The sequence below is a fragment of the Sulfitobacter sp. HNIBRBA3233 genome (assembly GCF_040149665.1).
In the GTDB taxonomy this organism is placed as follows: Bacteria; Pseudomonadota; Alphaproteobacteria; order Rhodobacterales; family Rhodobacteraceae; genus Sulfitobacter; species Sulfitobacter marinivivus.
In genome coordinates, this window is the sequence record NZ_JBEFLP010000001.1 from 1,484,266 (window position 1) to 1,500,317 (window position 16,052).

The 16,052-nt window shown below is 63.7% G+C and carries 14 protein-coding genes; 6 read left to right on the forward strand and 8 right to left on the reverse strand.

Annotated features, from left to right (window positions below; all coding sequences use genetic code 11):
• Positions 1 to 14: 14 nt before the first annotated feature.
• The 6 genes from ABMC89_RS07105 to ABMC89_RS07130 all read left to right on the forward strand — a co-directional run bounded on the left by ABMC89_RS07105 (position 15) and on the right by ABMC89_RS07130 (position 6,437).
• On the forward strand, positions 15 to 863 hold the full coding sequence (locus tag ABMC89_RS07105) for a tetratricopeptide repeat protein (RefSeq protein ID WP_349566616.1): 849 nt from the start codon (positions 15 to 17) through the stop codon (positions 861 to 863).
• Positions 864 to 865: 2 nt separating this feature from the next.
• Positions 866 to 1,360 carry a prepilin peptidase gene (locus ABMC89_RS07110; RefSeq protein ID WP_349566617.1) on the forward strand — a complete coding sequence of 165 codons (495 nt, stop codon included), beginning with the start codon at positions 866 to 868 and terminating at the stop codon, positions 1,358 to 1,360.
• Positions 1,361 to 1,421: 61 nt separating this feature from the next.
• Positions 1,422 to 2,729, forward strand: a complete 1,308-nt coding sequence (locus ABMC89_RS07115) for a DUF8689 domain-containing protein (protein WP_349566618.1) — start codon at positions 1,422 to 1,424, stop codon at positions 2,727 to 2,729.
• Between the two features lie 104 nt (positions 2,730 to 2,833).
• Entirely contained in the window at positions 2,834 to 5,287 is a 2,454-nt protein-coding gene (locus ABMC89_RS07120; protein WP_349566619.1) for a ligase-associated DNA damage response DEXH box helicase, read from the forward strand.
• Positions 5,288 to 5,352: 65 nt separating this feature from the next.
• Positions 5,353 to 6,015 carry a ligase-associated DNA damage response endonuclease PdeM gene (pdeM, locus tag ABMC89_RS07125; RefSeq protein ID WP_349566620.1) on the forward strand — a complete coding sequence of 221 codons (663 nt, stop codon included), beginning with the start codon at positions 5,353 to 5,355 and terminating at the stop codon, positions 6,013 to 6,015.
• A gap of 2 nt (positions 6,016 to 6,017) precedes the next feature.
• On the forward strand, positions 6,018 to 6,437 hold the full coding sequence (locus tag ABMC89_RS07130; RefSeq protein WP_349566621.1) for a PaaI family thioesterase: 420 nt from the start codon (positions 6,018 to 6,020) through the stop codon (positions 6,435 to 6,437).
• A gap of 50 nt (positions 6,438 to 6,487) precedes the next feature.
• Here the strand turns inward: ABMC89_RS07130 and folD are convergent, their stop codons facing one another.
• From folD to tolB, 8 genes are all read right to left on the reverse strand, one after another.
• On the reverse strand, positions 6,488 to 7,390 hold the full coding sequence (gene folD / locus ABMC89_RS07135) for a bifunctional methylenetetrahydrofolate dehydrogenase/methenyltetrahydrofolate cyclohydrolase FolD (protein WP_349566623.1): 903 nt from the start codon (positions 7,388 to 7,390) through the stop codon (positions 6,488 to 6,490).
• A 107-nt stretch (positions 7,391 to 7,497) separates the two neighbouring features.
• Positions 7,498 to 9,174, reverse strand: coding sequence for a formate--tetrahydrofolate ligase (locus tag ABMC89_RS07140; protein WP_349566625.1), 1,677 nt, complete (start codon positions 9,172 to 9,174; stop codon positions 7,498 to 7,500).
• A gap of 178 nt (positions 9,175 to 9,352) precedes the next feature.
• Complete coding sequence (locus tag ABMC89_RS07145) at positions 9,353 to 9,931, reverse strand: MOSC domain-containing protein (RefSeq protein WP_349566627.1); 579 nt, start codon at positions 9,929 to 9,931, stop codon at positions 9,353 to 9,355.
• 100 nt (positions 9,932 to 10,031) lie between these two features.
• Positions 10,032 to 11,957: an ATP-dependent zinc metalloprotease FtsH gene (gene ftsH / locus ABMC89_RS07150; protein WP_349566629.1), complete on the reverse strand. Its 1,926-nt coding sequence runs from the start codon at positions 11,955 to 11,957 to the stop codon at positions 10,032 to 10,034.
• 83 nt (positions 11,958 to 12,040) lie between these two features.
• On the reverse strand, positions 12,041 to 13,339 hold the full coding sequence (gene tilS / locus ABMC89_RS07155; protein WP_349566631.1) for a tRNA lysidine(34) synthetase TilS: 1,299 nt from the start codon (positions 13,337 to 13,339) through the stop codon (positions 12,041 to 12,043).
• On the reverse strand, positions 13,293 to 14,117 hold the full coding sequence (ybgF, locus tag ABMC89_RS07160; RefSeq protein WP_349566633.1) for a tol-pal system protein YbgF: 825 nt from the start codon (positions 14,115 to 14,117) through the stop codon (positions 13,293 to 13,295). Before ybgF ends, tilS begins: the two co-directional genes overlap by 47 nt.
• A gap of 11 nt (positions 14,118 to 14,128) precedes the next feature.
• Positions 14,129 to 14,656 carry a peptidoglycan-associated lipoprotein Pal gene (gene pal / locus ABMC89_RS07165; RefSeq protein ID WP_349566635.1) on the reverse strand — a complete coding sequence of 176 codons (528 nt, stop codon included), beginning with the start codon at positions 14,654 to 14,656 and terminating at the stop codon, positions 14,129 to 14,131.
• Positions 14,657 to 14,759: 103 nt separating this feature from the next.
• Positions 14,760 to 16,040, reverse strand: a complete 1,281-nt coding sequence (gene tolB, locus ABMC89_RS07170; protein ID WP_349568547.1) for a Tol-Pal system beta propeller repeat protein TolB — start codon at positions 16,038 to 16,040, stop codon at positions 14,760 to 14,762.
• Positions 16,041 to 16,052: the final 12 nt, after the last annotated feature.

Consider the following 16,052-nt stretch of genomic DNA (forward strand, 5'->3'; position numbering starts at 1 on the left):
TAGGGGACGCAAGCATGCGCCATTTTTCCGTGTTGAGCACCGTTTTCGCCGGCGCCCTTTTGTTGGGTGCCTGTTCCGAGAAAAGCGCAGACGAGACCGTCGAACGCGCCTTCAAGGATGTGAATGCCATCGACGAGGCGAACCTCGGCGATGTGATGTTGACGGTCGGTGACCCGAACGAGGCGGTCATCTACTTCCAGCGGACCCTTCAGGACAACGCCGACAACATCGACAACCATCGCGGTCTGGCCCAGTCCCTCGTCCGCGCGCGCCGCTACGACGAAGCAGTGGTCGCATGGGACCGCGCGCTGACGGTCACAGGTGCAGGCGACAGTGACCGCGTCGAACTGGCCGATGCCCTGATCCGGTCGGGCAACTGGGACCGCGCCGAAAAGACCCTTTCGTCGATCCCGCCCACCCACGAGACATTCGCGCGCTACCGCCTCGAGGCGATCGTCGCCGACAGCAAACAACAGTGGAAGAAGGCCGACAGTTTCTACGAAACCGCCGTGGGGCTGACGACAAAACCCGCACCGGTTCTGAACAACTGGGGGTATTCCAAACTGACACGCGGCGACTACAAGGACGCCGAGCGTCTGTTCACGCAGGCCGTAACGCAGGACAACGGCCTCTTCACGGCCAAGAACAACCTCGTTCTCGCGCGCGGCGCGCAGCGTAACTATGCGCTGCCTGTCGTGCCCATGGACCAGACCGAGCGCGCGCAGCTTCTGCACACGCTTGCCCTCTCCGCGATCAAGCAAGGCGATGTGGAAACCGGCAAGGGGCTTCTGCGCGACGCCATCGAAACCCATCCCCAGCACTTCGAGGCTGCGTCGAGATCGCTCTCTGCCCTAGAGGGTTGACCATGTCGCTGACCGTTACCGAGGCGCTGTGGTTCTTTCCGTTCGTCCTGCCGATCTGCCTCTACGTGGCCTATACCGACATGTCGCGGATGAAGATCACGAACGGTGCCAACCTGTTGCTCACCGCGGTGTTCCTCGTCGTGGGGCTGGCCGCCCTGCCCTTCGATCTCTACCTGTGGCGCTTGGTCAGCCTCGTGGTGGTGCTGATCGTGGGCTTCGTGCTGAACATGGCCGGTGCGATGGGCGCCGGGGACAGCAAGTTCGCCGCCGCCGCCGCACCGTTCATCGCCGTGGGCGACCTCAGGATGCTGATGTGGCTCTTCACCGCAGCGCTTCTCGCGGCGGTCGTCACCCACCGGGGCATCCGGCTGACCCCCTTGCGCCGTCTGGCCCCGCACTGGACGTCCTGGGAGCAGGGAAAGAAATTCCCGATGGGACTGGCGCTCGGCGCAACCCTCGCGATCTACCTTGGTCTGGGACTTTTCTACGGCGCCTGAAAATCGCCATTTTCCTATCGTAGCAGTCTGGGAATACCCCATTCGAGCAGAGGGAAAACAAATGAACGCCCCGACAACAGCCGTCATCGCGCCACCGCCCCCCAAGACGCTGCAGGAGATGCGCCTGCCGATCGTGATGATGCGCGACATCCTCCTCAAGACAATTTTCCGCCAGAACGTCGATATGGTGAGCGAACTCAGCAAGGCGATCTGCCTGCCAATCCCGGTCACGCAGGAGTTGGTGGACATGTGCCGCACCCAGCGCCTGCTCGAGGCAACGGGAACACTCAGCGCCGAAAAGGGCGGCGAGATGGGCTATCAGCTGACCGACAGCGGCAAGGCGCGCGCCATGGATGCGCTGGCGCAGTCGGAATATTTCGGCCCGATGCCGGTGCCGCTGTCGGTCTACCGCGAGCAGGTCAAACGCCAGTCGGTGCGCAACATGCAGATCACCCGTGCCCAGCTGACAGGGGCGATGGGCCATCTGGTCCTGCCCGATGATCTTCTCGACAATCTCGGCCCCGCTGTCTCCGCCGGACGCTCGATCCTGATGTACGGCCCGCCCGGCAACGGCAAATCCTCCATCTCCAACGGCATCCGCGATGCCCTCGGCGATCAGGTCTACGTGCCTCGCGCCATCGAATACGCCAGCCAGGTGATCACCGTCTTCGACCCCATCGTGCACAACGAGGTTGCGCAGGCCGAGCAGGATCCCACGTCCCTGCGGCGGGTGACCCGTTTTGACGCCCGTTATGTCTGCTGCGAACGCCCGACGGTGATTACCGGCGGTGAACTCAGCCTCAACATGCTCGATCTGGTCTATAACCCCACCGCACGCACCTATCAGGCGCCGCTCCAGCTCAAATCCACCGGCGGGATCTTCATTGTGGACGACCTTGGCCGTCAGGCCGAACCTCCACAGAGCCTCGTCAACCGCTGGATCGTCCCTCTGGAAGAATCCAAGGACATCCTCGCGCTGCAATCGGGCGAAAAATTCGAGGTCCCCTTCGACACGCTGGTGATCTTCTCGACCAACTTCCATCCCAACGAGATCTTCGATCAGGCCGCCCTGCGCCGTATCTTCTTCAAGATCAAGATCGACGGCCCCAATCAGGCCAACTTCCTCAAGATCTTCTCGATGGTGGCAAAGAAACGCGGGATGCCGTTGGACGAAGCGACGCTCATCCATCTTCTGAAGAACAAATATCCCACGATCAACAACACCTACGCCAACTACCAGCCGATCTTCCTGATCGACCAGATGATCGCGATCTGCGAATTCGAAGGTATCCCCTACCAGATGCGGCCCGACCTTATCGACCGCGCATGGGCCAACATGTTCGTCAAGGACGAGCATATCGTGAAATAACGCACGCTCCCCGGTCTTCTCTGCTTTGCCAGAAAACTCCGGGGGAATCGCGCTTTGCGCGATGGGGGCTGGCCCCCGTTCCGGCGGGTGCTATCTGTCGGGGCATGCGCGATTTGCCCCGCCAGTTCAGCGAGTGGTTCAGCTCCAAAGGCTGGACCATCCACCCTCACCAGCGCGCCATGCTCGCGCGCGCCGATGCGCCATCGCTTCTGCTGATCGCGCCAACCGGGGGCGGCAAGACGCTGTCGGGGTTTCTGCCCACGCTCATCGATCTGGCGGCGGGCGACCACGAGGGGATGCACACGCTCTACATCTCCCCGCTCAAGGCGCTGGCCGCCGACATCAAGCGCAACCTGACCACCCCGGTCGAGGAAATGCGCCTGCCCATCACGATCGACGAGCGCACCGGCGACACAAGTGCAACCCGCCGCAAGCGTCAGCGCGCGGATCCGCCCCATATCTTCCTGACAACCCCCGAAAGCCTCGCGCTGCTCGTCTCCTACCCCGATGCGGCGCGCATGTTCGCGGGTCTCAAGCGTGTGGTGATCGACGAAATCCACGCGCTCGCTGAATCGAAACGCGGCGACCAGATGATGCTGGCCCTCGCACGGTTGCAAAGCCTCTGTCCCGACCTGAAGCGCGTCGGGCTTTCCGCCACCGTCGAGGATCCTGAAGCCATCGCGCATTTCATGGCCCGCCACCCCGATCCCTGCGAGATCCTGCAGGCCGATCCCGGTCCCCCGCCCGACATCTCGATGCTGCGCACCCAGGAGGCGCCGCCGTGGTCCGGCGGTGGCGCGGCCTACGCCATTCCCGCCGTTCTCGAAGAGGTCCGCAAGCACCGCACCACGCTGATTTTTCACAACACCCGTGCACAGGCCGAGATTTTCTTCCACAACCTGTGGCTCGCGAACGAGGACAGCCTGCCCATCGGCATCCACCACGGCTCTCTCGACCGGCAGCAACGCGAACGGGTCGAAGCCGCGATGGTGCGCGGCGATCTGCGCGCGATCGTCTGCACCGGCAGCCTCGATCTCGGGATCGACTGGGGCGATGTGGATCTGGTGATCCAGATCGGCGCACCGAAGAACGTCAAACGGCTGGTGCAACGCATCGGGCGCGCGAACCATCGCTATAACGCGCCCTCGAAGGCGCTGCTGGTGCCGGCAAACCGTTTCGAGGTGGTCGAATGTATCGCGGCGCTCGAGGCGGTGCTCGAAGGCGATCTCGACGGTGATCCACGCGGCCGCGGCCCGCGGGACGTCCTGTGCCAGCACATCCTGATCACCGCCTGCGCGGGCCCTTTCGACGCCGAAGCGCTCTTTACCGAGTTTCGCAGCGCCGGAGCCTATAGCGATCTCAGCCGTGCGGCCTTCGACAGCTGCCTCGATTTCTGCGCGACCGGCGGCTATGCCCTGCGCGCCTACGACCGCTGGCAACGGCTGATCCAGCGCCCCGACGGTCTGTGGCAGCTGCGCGATCCCCGCGCCGCACAGCGCATCCGCATGAACATCGGCACCATCCAGGACACCGACACGCTGAAGGTGCGGATGAAGCGCAACCGTGGCGGCAAGCCCCTTGGCGAGATCGAGGAAGGCTTTGCCGCGACCCTGACCAAGGGCGATACGTTCCTGATCGGCGGGCAGATCGTCAAATACGAGGGCCTGCGCGAAATGACGGTCGAAGTGTCGCGCGATGCCGCCAGGAAGCCCAAGATCGCCACCTTCATGGGGACGAAATTCGCAACCTCCACCCAGCTGTCGGCCCGCGTGCAGCGCATGTTTACCCAGGACAGCTGGCCCGAATTGCCCGCCCACACCGCCGACTGGCTTGCCCTGCAACGGAAAGTGAGCGAGTTGCCCCAACCGGGCCGCCTGCTGATCGAAAGCTTCCCCCACGACGGGCGCGAACAGACAGTTGTCTACGGATTTGCGGGGCGCAATGGCCAACAAACCCTCGGCCTGTTGCTGACCAAGCGGATGGAGGAGATGGGCCTGCACCCGCTGGGTTTCGTCGCCACCGACTACGCCACCCTGATCTGGGGGCTGGACCGGCTGACGGATGCAAACGCACTCGTCGACGCAACGGCGCTCTACGACGGTGTCGAAACCTGGCTTGCCGGGAACGCCGTGATGAAACGGACCTTCCGCGCCTCCGCAACCATCGCGGGCCTGATAGAACGCAACACCCCGCAGGCCCGCAAAAGTGGGCGGCAGGCCACGTTCAGCAGCGACATCCTGTACGATACGCTGGCGAAATACGATCCCGACCACCTGATGCTCGACATCACCCGCGAAGAGGCCCTGCGCGGGCTGGTCGATTTCGGCCGGATCGAGGAAATGCTAGAGCGGACCCGCGACCGTATCGACCATCTGACACTCGATCGCGTCAGCCCGCTGTCCGCCCCTCTCTTCCTCGAGGCAGGGCGCGTCCCCGTCAAAGGCGAAGCCGAGGAACGCCTGCTTGCGGAAGAAGCCGCGCGGCTGATGGAAACCTCGGGTCTGAACCAGATCACACCACCACCGTCCGACAAACCCAAGTGGCGCGTCGGCTGGTAGACGGGGGGGCTGCGCGACGCCTTTGATCTTGCCTCCGTTCGCAGAATGTTCCATCCCTGCGCAGGATGAAGGGTTTTGATTTTTCGCTCTGTGGCGCACAGCTTTGCGCGTTGGGCTCTGGCGCACTGTGGTGGCCAGAGCAGTCCCTGCTGGTGGTCAGTGACCTGCACCTTGGCAAATCCGAACGGATCGCCAGACGCGGCGGCGCGTCCCTGCCCCCCTACGAGACACGCGATACACTGGGCAGGCTTGCCACGGATCTGGCATCGACAGGGGCAAGGACAGTGATCTGTCTGGGGGACAGTTTCGATGATCTCTCCGCCTCAGACGCGCTGTTGCAGGACGAACGGGACTGGATCCTGCGGCTTCAGGCCGGTCGCCAGTGGATCTGGATCGAGGGCAATCATGATCCCGGCCCAGTCGAATTCGGCGGCAGCCATCTGGCGGAGTTTGCCTGCGGACCTCTCGTTTTCCGCCACATTGCACAGCCCGACGGGCGCGGCGAAGTCTCGGGCCACTATCATCCGAAAGCCAGCGTGCCGACCCGCGGACGCACCATCACGCGGCCTGCCTTCCTGATCGACGAAACCCGTGTGGTGATGCCCGCCTATGGCACCTATACTGGCGGCCTGAGGGTGCAAACACCGGTTCTGCGCGACCTCATGCATATCGACGCCCGCGCCATCCTGACCGGCCCGACACCCATCGCCATCCCCATGCCGAGGTAGACATGACACCAGACGCCATCGCCCGTATCAAAGACAGCTTCGCGGCACAGAAGATGATGCAAACGCTCGGCGCCGAGATCCTCGAGGTCTCCGAAGGGCTGGTCCGCATTGCAGCCCCGGTTCTCGATCTTGCGACGCAGCAGCAGGGCTTCGGCCATGCGGGGCTGACGTTTTCCATCGGTGACAGCGCGGCGGGCTATGCGGCGCTGACCATGCTGCCGCTCGACACAGAGGTGGTGACCTCCGAGATCAAGATCAATCTGCTGGCCCCCGCCCGTGGCGACCGGCTGATCGCAACCGGCCGCGTGGTCAAATCGGGCCGCAGGCTCTGCGTGGTGACGGCCGAGGTCCACGCCGAAGCGGGCGGAACATCGACACCGATTGCGATCTTGCAAGGCACGATGGTTCCGGTTCCCCGCTAGCGGCCTGGGGCGGTCCCGATTTCTCTAGATCGCTTTCTGCCGCGCGCGCCTCAGGCGGTCAGGCCGTCGGGCTCCTCCACGCCATGGGCGCGGCAGCAGGCCGTGACGGTATTGGCCAGCAGACAGGCGATCGTCATCGGCCCCACGCCCCCCGGAACGGGCGTGATCGCGCCTGCCACGGCGGCGCAGCTTTCGTAATCGACATCCCCGACCAGCTTGGTCTTGCCCTCGCCGCGCTCGGGCGCATCCAGCCGGTTGATGCCCACGTCGATCACCGTCGCCCCCGGCTTGATCCAGTCGCCGGGCACCATCTGCGGTCTGCCGACTGCCGCGATCACGATATCCGCGCGGCGCACCACGTCGGCCAGGTTATTCGTGCGCGAATGCGCGATCGTCACCGTCGCACTGTCGTTCAACAGCAACTGCGCCATCGGCTTGCCCACGATATTGCTGCGCCCGATCACAACCGCATCCATGCCGGAGATCGATCCGTGATGGTCGCGCAGCATCATCAGACATCCAAGCGGGGTACAGGGCACCATGCTTTTCTGTCCGGTGCCCAGACGCCCCACGTTCGAGATGTGAAATCCGTCTACATCCTTCTCGGGCGAGATCGAGTTGATGACCGCGTCCTCGTCCAGATGACCGGGCAGCGGAAGCTGGACAAGGATCCCGTGAATCTCGTCGTCATTGTTCAACTGCTCGATCAGCGCCAGCAAATCCGCCTCGGATGTATCGGCCTCCAACCGGTGCTCGACGGATTTCATTCCGACCTCGACCGTCATTTTCCCCTTCGAGCGGACATAGACCTGGCTGGCAGGGTCTTCGCCCACCAGCACCACCGCAAGGCCCGGTGTGATCCCGTGGCTGTCTTTCAGGCGGGTCACATGTTCTGCCACGCGCCCGCGCACCCGTGCCGCGAATTCCTTGCCGTCAATCACTGTCGCAGCCATGCCGGATGCTCCTTCGTCTTCTCTATTTTGCCTTTAAACTCACGCGCAAAGCGCGACCCGGGGCGGAGGGTCAATCCCTCCGCCCCGGGTATCTTGGCCCAATCCGCTCAGAACAAGCCTTCCACGTCGCCATCCGCGTTCAGCTTGATCGCCTCCGCCGAGGGTTTGCGCGGCAGACCGGGCATCGTCATGATCTCCCCGCAGATCGCGACGACGAAACCGGCACCGGCAGAAAGGCGCACTTCACGCACCGGAACGGTAAATCCGGTCGGCGCGCCGCGGCGCTCGGGGTCGGTGGTAAAGCTGTATTGCGTCTTCGCCATGCAGACCGGCAGCGTGCCGTATCCCTGCTCTTCCCAGTCCTTGAGCTGGTTGAGGATCTTCTGATCCATGACCGCGCTGTCGGCCCGGTAGATCTTGGTCGCGATGGTATTGATCTTGTCGGCCAGCGACATTTCGTCGGGATAGATGGGTGCGAAATTCGCCTCTCCGCGCTCGATCGTCTCGACGACTTTCCACGCCAGATCCGCCGATCCTTCCGAACCGAGCTCCCAGTGGCGCGACAGCACCGCTTCCGACCCCTGCGAGGCGACGTAATCCTTCACCGCCTGCACTTCGGCATCGGTGTCGGTGACGAAGTGGTTGATCGCGACCACCACGGGCACGCCGAAGGATTTCACGTTCTCGATGTGGCGGCCAAGGTTGGCGCAACCGCTCTTGACCGCGTCGACGTTCTCGGTGCCCAGATCGGCCTTGGCCACGCCGCCATTCATCTTCATCGCGCGCACGGTCGCGACGATCACCACCGCAGCGGGCGCAAGCCCCGCCTTGCGGCACTTGATGTTCAGGAACTTTTCGGCCCCCAGATCGGCACCGAAACCGGCCTCGGTCACCACATAGTCCGCCAGCTTCAGCGCCGTCGTTGTCGCGATCACGGAATTGCAGCCGTGGGCGATATTCGCAAACGGGCCGCCGTGGACAAATGCGGGATTGTTTTCCAGCGTCTGCACGATGTTGGGCTGCATGGCGTCTTTCAGCAGCACGGTCATCGCACCGTCCGCCTTGATGTCGCGGCAATAGACGGGGCTGCGGTCGCGGCGGTAGGCAACGATCATCGCGCCCAGACGGTCCTGAAGATCGTCGAGGTTCTTTGCCAGACACAGGATCGCCATGACTTCGGATGCGACGGTGATGTCGAAACCGGCCTCACGCGGGAACCCGTTTGAGACGCCGCCGAGGCTCGCCGTGATCTGGCGCAGCGCACGGTCGTTCATATCCACCACGCGGCGCCAGACGACGCGGCGCAGGTCGATCTCCAGCTCGTTGCCCCAATAGATGTGGTTGTCGATCATCGCGCTCAGCAGGTTGTGCGCGCTGGTGATCGCATGAAAGTCCCCGGTGAAGTGGAGGTTCATTTCCTCCATCGGCACGACCTGCGCGTAGCCGCCACCGGCCGCCCCGCCCTTCATCCCGAAGTTCGGCCCGAGCGATGCCTCGCGGATGCACACGCAGGCGTTCTTGCCGATGCGGTTCAGACCATCGCCCAGACCGACGGTGGTCGTGGTCTTGCCCTCGCCCGCGGGCGTCGGGTTGATCGCCGTCACGAGAATCAGCTTGCCATTCTCGCGGTCCTGCACCGAGTTGATGAAAGACTGCGATACCTTTGCCTTGTCGTGCCCGTAGGGCAGCAGATCGTCCGCAGAGATGCCCAGCTTCGCGCCGATCTCCTGAATGGGGCGTTTGGACGCTTCGCGTGCGATTTCGATGTCGGTTTTGAATGCCATGGTGATCCCCATTCTGTGCCGTTGCGGCAGGTTATGACGCCTGCATACAAGGGCCGCCAGACTGTGCAGGTCTGTTTTCCGACCTATTCAAATGCGGTTGCGGCTTTCTCGGGGGCGAGGTTTCTTTTCCGAAACCTGCAAGGAACAGCTTGCCGCCCCGCTTCCCTATGCTTGGGTCTCAGGGCCGCCACGCCCGCTGATCGGGGATGTGCAGCCGTACCGTAGTCCCCACCGCCAGATGCCCCGGACGCTCGACCCAGCAGGTCACGCCGCGCCGTCCCCGCGCCGCCGCCTTGAACCCTTTGCCAAGCCCCGGCATATCCGTTTCGATCTCGCGCGCGGGCAACTGGCAAGGCCGGTTTTCCATGTCCACGACCAGCGTCGCCCCGTCCGGCGCCTGCAAGCGGGAGGAAGGGGGCAGATGGGTGAGATCGGGCAACCCCTCCAGCACGATCGACGCCCCCATGTAGGACGGGTCGAGCGTGTCGAGCCCCATGGCGGCGGCAATTTCGGCGATTTCCTCGGCGCTCATCACGCACAGCTGCCGCACATTCGCGATCTCGGTCCCGCGCGGATGCTGGGACGTGACGCGACTGCACGAAGGACGTGTGAGCCCGCCGTGGTCCTCTCCTACGGCACCCGCGAAATCCAGCGTCAGCGTATCGCGGGGGGCGGCGCGCAAACCGGCTGCGCGGTCCGCCACAAGACCCAGCCAGGTGATGGTGGCGGTGTAATCCGTGGGAATGAGTGCGGGCATATCTGTCCTCGAAGCATGCCCGGAGACACTGCGCGGGAGCGTGTCAAAAGAAAAGGCCCCGCGAAGAACGCGGGGCCTGATTCTTTCGACATCAGAAAGGTCAGACCGAGGGTTCGGGCTCAAGACCGCCACCGGAAGGTGGGCTTTTCTTTCCCTTCGCTTTCGGAATCGCCGTGACGCTGGGCGCCGACCCGCTATCGGGCGTGTCGTCCTCGTCTTCCGGCGCCTGCGGTGGCTTGCCTTCGATCACGCGCTGGATCTCGTCACCGGTCAGGGTCTCGTATTCCAGAAGGCCCTGCGCCAGTCGCTCGAACTGCTCGGCGTTCTCTTCGATGATGCTGTAGGCGCGCTGGTAGCCTTCGTCGATGATGCGCTTCACTTCGCTTTCGATCAGCTCCTTGGTGGCCGCCGACACCGAAAATCCGCCAGCCCCGCCATTGGCCTGATAGCCTGCCGCCGCTTCGGAATAGTCGATGTTGCCGACCTTGTCGGACATGCCCATGCGCATGACCATGCCGCGCGCCAGCTGGCTGGCCTGCATGATGTCGCCCATCGGACCGGAGGAAACGGTTTCCGCGCCGTATTTCCAGATCTCGGCCGCTTTGCCCGCCATTGTCATGGCGATCTTCTGCTCGGCTTCGTCCTTGAACATCTGGAGCTTGTCCATCTCGGGAAGGCTCATCACCATTCCCAAGGCACCACCGCGCGGAATGATCGTCGCCTTGTAGACCGGATCACATTTCGGCAGCTTGATGCCGACAATGGCGTGTCCGGCCTCGTGGTAGGCGGTTTTTTCCTTCTGATCCTGTGTCAGCACCATGGAGCGGCGTTCAGCCCCCATCATGATCTTGTCCTTGGCGGATTCGAAATCCATCATCGCCACGAAACGACGACCAAGGCGCGCAGCGGTCAGGGCCGCCTCGTTCACGAGGTTGGCCAGATCGGCACCCGAAAACCCGGGCGTCCCGCGCGCGATGATCCGCAGATCCACGTCCGGGCCAAGCGGCGTCTTGCGCGCGTGCACCCCGAGGATCTTTTCGCGGCCCTTGATGTCAGGATTGCCAACGGTCACCTGACGGTCGAAACGGCCGGGACGCAGCAGCGCGGGGTCAAGCACATCCTTGCGGTTCGTGGCCGCAATGATGATGACGCCTTCGTTTGCCTCGAAACCGTCCATCTCGACCAGCAACTGGTTGAGGGTCTGTTCGCGCTCGTCATTACCGCCGCCGTAGCCGGCACCACGGTGGCGACCCACCGCGTCGATTTCGTCGATGAACACGATGCAGGGCGCGTTTTTCTTGGCCTGTTCGAACATGTCGCGCACACGGCTGGCACCGACGCCCACGAACATCTCGACAAAGTCGGAACCGGAGATGGTGAAGAACGGCACACCCGCCTCGCCCGCAATGGCGCGCGCCAGAAGCGTCTTACCGGTGCCCGGAGGGCCCTCGAGCAGCGCGCCCTTGGGGATCTTGCCGCCCAGCCGCGAGAATTTCTGAGGGTTGCGCAGGAATTCCACGATCTCTTCGAGCTCTTCCTTGGCCTCGTCGATGCCCGCCACGTCATCGAAGGTCACGCGGCCATGCTTTTCGGTCAGCATCTTGGCCTTGGACTTGCCAAAGCCCATGGCGCCGCCTTTACCACCGCCCTGCATGCGGTTCATGAAGTAGATCCATACGCCGATCAGCAGAAGGATCGGAAGCAGCGAGACGAGGAATGTCTGCAAGCCGCTTTCCTGCTGGCTTTCGGCACGCACGGGGATGTCGTTCTCGATCAGCAGCGATGTGATTTCCGCATCGGTCGGCAGGATCGTGACGTAATCGGTCCCGTCCGCACGGCGGAAGCGAACTTGCTCTCCGTCGAGAGTTACATTGCTGACATCGCCGTTCTCGACGGCGGTCACGAATTCGGAATAGCTGATCTCGCGGTTCTGCAAGCCCCCGGATCCGCCGTTGAACAGATTGAACAACGAAAAGACGAGGATCAGCAGGACGGCCCAGAAGGCGAGATTGCGAAAGTTACCCAAGGAAAATCTCCTGACTTCGGTTTCGGAAGCGATGGCTTGCGCTCCACGGCCTTAAGATAGACATGAAGACTGTCAGTTCAATGTCATAATGGCTGCGCAATAAAGGCATCCGCACTTCTTGTGAGGGACCAATGCCATTGCGGGTGGTGCTTTACGACCGGTGCACTGACCAGCGTGTCATCGTGCCACAGGCCCGGCAGCCCCAGAAGGGCGGCGCGCGGGATGCCATGTGCGCGCCAATTATCGCATTGTTTCAAGCCATTGGGCCCAAGTGCGCAGATCCGTGCCGCGTTGGCGCCCGCGCCATCACTGCCCTTGACCTGCCAGCGCGTGTCCCAGACCCGTGCGGCGTCAGACCGCAGCGCGCTAACCGCATTGTATTCGCGGTATGCCCAAACCTTGTCCTTTCGGCTGCACAGCGCCACACCGCCGAGCGTTCCTGCCGTGCCGTCGCGCGCGGCGCGCGTGAGCCCCTCCAGTGAAGTGCGGCGCGGCGCATATTCGGCACCGCTGATCCAGCGCAGCACGGCGCGCCACAGGCGGCGCTGGATTTCCTCTGGCGCGGCGCGCAGCAGCGCGGAGTCCACCGCGACGCAGCCTGCCTCGATCCGCACCGCATCCCGCGCCAACCGCGCGGTCGCATCGGCCAAGGCGCCCTGCGCCTGGCGCATGTGCTGGGATACCTCCGAGAGCGCGGCGGCGCTCACCCCCAGATCGTCGAGCAGCGCCAGCGCGCGGCGGATTCGCACCCGCTCGAACCTCGGGTCATCGTTGCTCGGGTCATCGATCCACTCGACGGAGTTCCCCGCCAGATACGCGCGCAGGTCCTGTCGGCGCACGTCCAACAGTGGTCTTAGCCAGACGACCCCTTCGCGGGTTCTGCGCGGTGCCATGGCAGACAGACCGTCGACCCCGGACCGCCGCGCAAGGCGCATGACAACCGTTTCGGCCTGATCTTCCAGCGTATGCCCCAGTGCGACGGCATCCAGACCCGCGCTTTTTGCCCAATCCGCCAGCAACCCGTAGCGCGCCCTGCGGGCCTCATCCTGCAGATTGCCCGAGCCATCCCACCCCCGCCAGCGCAGGGTCGTATGGGCAATGCCCAGACTGTCGCACAGCTGCGCGACCTGTGCCGCTTCGGCAGCCGCGCCTTCGCGCAATCCGTGATCCACGGTCGCAGCCGACAGGGCTATACCGCCGAAGCAGCTCTGTGTCGCAAGAAGGTGCAAAAGGGCAGCGGAATCGCCACCGCCGGACACCGCGACGCCCAGAGTGCGGGGCGGCGCGTCTCCGAGACCGCGCAGGACAGCGCCGGTCAGCGGCTCTGTCACGGGATCAAGAACATCCCAGTTCGGCCCGGCGCGCCACGGCAGTGGCAGCAAAGGGGCTGTCGGGGAACCTGACCAGAACTTCGGCAAGGGTGACGCAAGCCTCAGATGTCTGGCCGAGCGTGCCCAGCGAAGAGCCGAGCTTGAACAGCGTCTCCGGCGCGACAGCCCCCGTGGGCGCAGCACCGAAACTGGCAAGATAGGCGCGCGCCGCTTCGCGGGTGTCACCCGCCCCCGCCAGCGCATCGCCCCGGCGCAGATCTGCCTCGGCCGCTAGGGGCGAACCCGGATAGGTCTGATTGAAGGACGCAAACTGCTCTGCGGCGGTGCGAAAGTCACCGGATGCGAGCGCCTCCTGCGCCCGCTCGAAATCGTCCCGCTCGCCAATGGCAAGCTGTGTGTCGGTTGTCGCCACAGGGGCCTCGGCGGGGGCAGGCGCGCGCGCCTGATCATCGCCGCCGAGAGTCGTGGTTTCCCCCAAGGTGCTGATGTCCCCGCCCTCGAGTTCCAGCAGACGGAATTCAAGGTCCGCGATCCGCCGCGTGCCGTCGTCGACAATGCGGTTGATGCGGAACTCGAGTTCTTCGGCCTTCGCGGTAACGCGCTGCAATTCGCTTTCCATCGCGGCGACACGGTCCAGCACCGATCCGGCGGCGAGCGTGCTGCCCGCACCGGCGGTGCCGGTGGTCGACAGTTCGCGCCGCAGTTTGGTCATCTCGGTATTGAGAACGACCAGTTCCTGCCGGATGTCCGCGAGGGTCTGCGCGTCCTGCGCTACCGCCCCCATGGGGACGGCGCCCAGCACCAGCGCAAAAATGAAAGCAAAACGCATGTGGCTACCCTTTAACTGATGCCGCCACCGGCCAGCACGGTCACGGCGCGGCGGTTCTTGGCGTAGCATGCCTCGTTCGAGCAGATTTCGATCGGCCGCTCCTTGCCGTAGCTGACCACACGCAGACGCGCCGCAGGAATGCCCTGCCCGATCAGGTACTCGCGCGCGGCATTCGCACGGCGCGCACCGAGCGCGAGGTTGTATTCGCGGGTGCCCTGTTCATCCGCGTGACCTTCGATCACGGCTTGATAGTCCGAGTTGGTCAGCAGCCACGACGCCTGCCCGTCCAGCGTGGCGCGCCCGACCGGCGTCAGGTTCGATTGATCCACCTCGAACAGTACTCTGTCGCCAACCGTCTGGTTGAAATAGGCGGTAGAGGTAGGATCACTGGCACTGCCGGGCACAACCCCGTTCAGCGGCTGCCCGCCTGTCGGGTTGCCGCTGCCCGCAAGCGGATCGTCGTTGCCAAAGCGGCTGGGATTTGTGCACGCGCTCAGCGCAACTGCGGCCACCAGTGCCGATACGGTAAGGAATTTCATGGGTCTCGACCTCGATCAGAAATGAAGTGCTTCTTGTTGTTATGCGCCAAACCCTATCACAGCGGCCTGTCCCGGGGGAAGGCCAGCCGTGGCAGCCTGCGCGTTATTGCTGCAACGGCGACCAGCTGGGATCAGACCCGCCGTCGGGTGTACTGACCTGACGCAGCACACGGCCCGTGATGTCGACCGTATAGAGAGATGACGCGCCTCCTTCGCCCTGCGTTTCGCGGGTGAACATGATCACGCGGCCATTCGGCGCCCATGTCGGCCCCTCGTCAAGAAACGATGCCGTGAGCAGGCGCTCCTCTGAGCCGTCGGTGCGCATAACGCCGATGTGGAAACGGCCCGCGTTCTGCTTGGTGAAGGCGATCAGATCGCCGCGTGGTGACCACACCGGGGTGCCGTAGCGGCCTTCGCCGAAGGAAATACGCCGCGCTTCGCCACCCGTTGCGGGCATCACATAAAGCTGCGGCGATCCCGACCGGTCGCTTTCGAACACGATCTGCGTGCCGTCGGGGCTGTAGCTGGGGGCGGTTTCGATGCTGGGCGTATTCGTCAGGCGGATCGACTGGCCAGAATTGATATCCATGGTGTAGATGTCGGTATTGCCACCCTGGCTGATCGAGAAAACGACCGTCTGGCCCGTCGGCGAAAACCGCGGTGCAAAACTCATGTTTCCTTCGGCGCTTTCCAGAACCCGACGCTGGACCGATCCCACATCGAGCACGTAGATCCGCGGAAAACCGCTCTCGTAGCTGGTATAGAGCACCCGGTCGCCGTTGGGCGAGAAACGCGGCGCCAGCACGATCGAGCTGCTGTCGGTGAGGTAGCGCACGTTGGCGCCGTCATAGTCCATGATCGCCAACCGCTTCATCCGGTCGTCTTTCGGTCCGGTCTCGGAAACAAAGACAACGCGGCTGTCGAAATAGCCGCCCTCGCCGGTGATCCGCGAGTAGACCTCGTCGGCGACCTTGTGGGCCATCCGGCGCCAGCCGTCGGTGGTGCCCGAGAACTGCAAGCCTTCGCCGATGTTGGTGCCGGACACCACGTCGTAGACGCGGAATTTCACGTTCACGCTGTTGCCGGACACCGATACCGCACCTGTGACCAGCGCCTGTGCATTGATCGCCTTCCAATCCGCGTATTGGATCGGGGCGTTGAAATCGCTGTAGTCCGAGATGAATGCACTGGACGGGATTTCGCGAAAGACGCCCGTCCCTTGCAGATCGGCCGCGATCACCCGTGCGAGATCGGCGGAAAGCTGTCCGGCCTCACCGGTTTCAGCCTGAAAATTCGGCACCGCGAAAGGCATCGGTTGTATGATGCCTTCTTCGATGGTGATCCGCAGCGGCCCTTGCTGGGCGGTGGCACTACCACCGGTCATCGCCGCACAGAA

Coding starts and splice junctions, on each gene's coding strand:
- ABMC89_RS07105 (WP_349566616.1), top strand. CDS start 15: ATGCGCCATTTTTCCGTGTTGAGCACCGTTTTCGCCGGCGCCCTTTTG.
- ABMC89_RS07110 (WP_349566617.1), top strand. CDS start 866: ATGTCGCTGACCGTTACCGAGGCGCTGTGGTTCTTTCCGTTCGTCCTG.
- ABMC89_RS07115 (WP_349566618.1), top strand. CDS start 1,422: ATGAACGCCCCGACAACAGCCGTCATCGCGCCACCGCCCCCCAAGACG.
- ABMC89_RS07120 (WP_349566619.1), top strand. CDS start 2,834: ATGCGCGATTTGCCCCGCCAGTTCAGCGAGTGGTTCAGCTCCAAAGGC.
- pdeM (WP_349566620.1), top strand. CDS start 5,353: ATGAAGGGTTTTGATTTTTCGCTCTGTGGCGCACAGCTTTGCGCGTTG.
- ABMC89_RS07130 (WP_349566621.1), top strand. CDS start 6,018: ATGACACCAGACGCCATCGCCCGTATCAAAGACAGCTTCGCGGCACAG.
- folD (WP_349566623.1), bottom strand. CDS start 7,390: ATGGCTGCGACAGTGATTGACGGCAAGGAATTCGCGGCACGGGTGCGC.
- ABMC89_RS07140 (WP_349566625.1), bottom strand. CDS start 9,174: ATGGCATTCAAAACCGACATCGAAATCGCACGCGAAGCGTCCAAACGC.
- ABMC89_RS07145 (WP_349566627.1), bottom strand. CDS start 9,931: ATGCCCGCACTCATTCCCACGGATTACACCGCCACCATCACCTGGCTG.
- ybgF (WP_349566633.1), bottom strand. CDS start 14,117: ATGCGTTTTGCTTTCATTTTTGCGCTGGTGCTGGGCGCCGTCCCCATG.
- pal (WP_349566635.1), bottom strand. CDS start 14,656: ATGAAATTCCTTACCGTATCGGCACTGGTGGCCGCAGTTGCGCTGAGC.
- tolB (WP_349568547.1), bottom strand. CDS start 16,040: ATGACCGGTGGTAGTGCCACCGCCCAGCAAGGGCCGCTGCGGATCACC.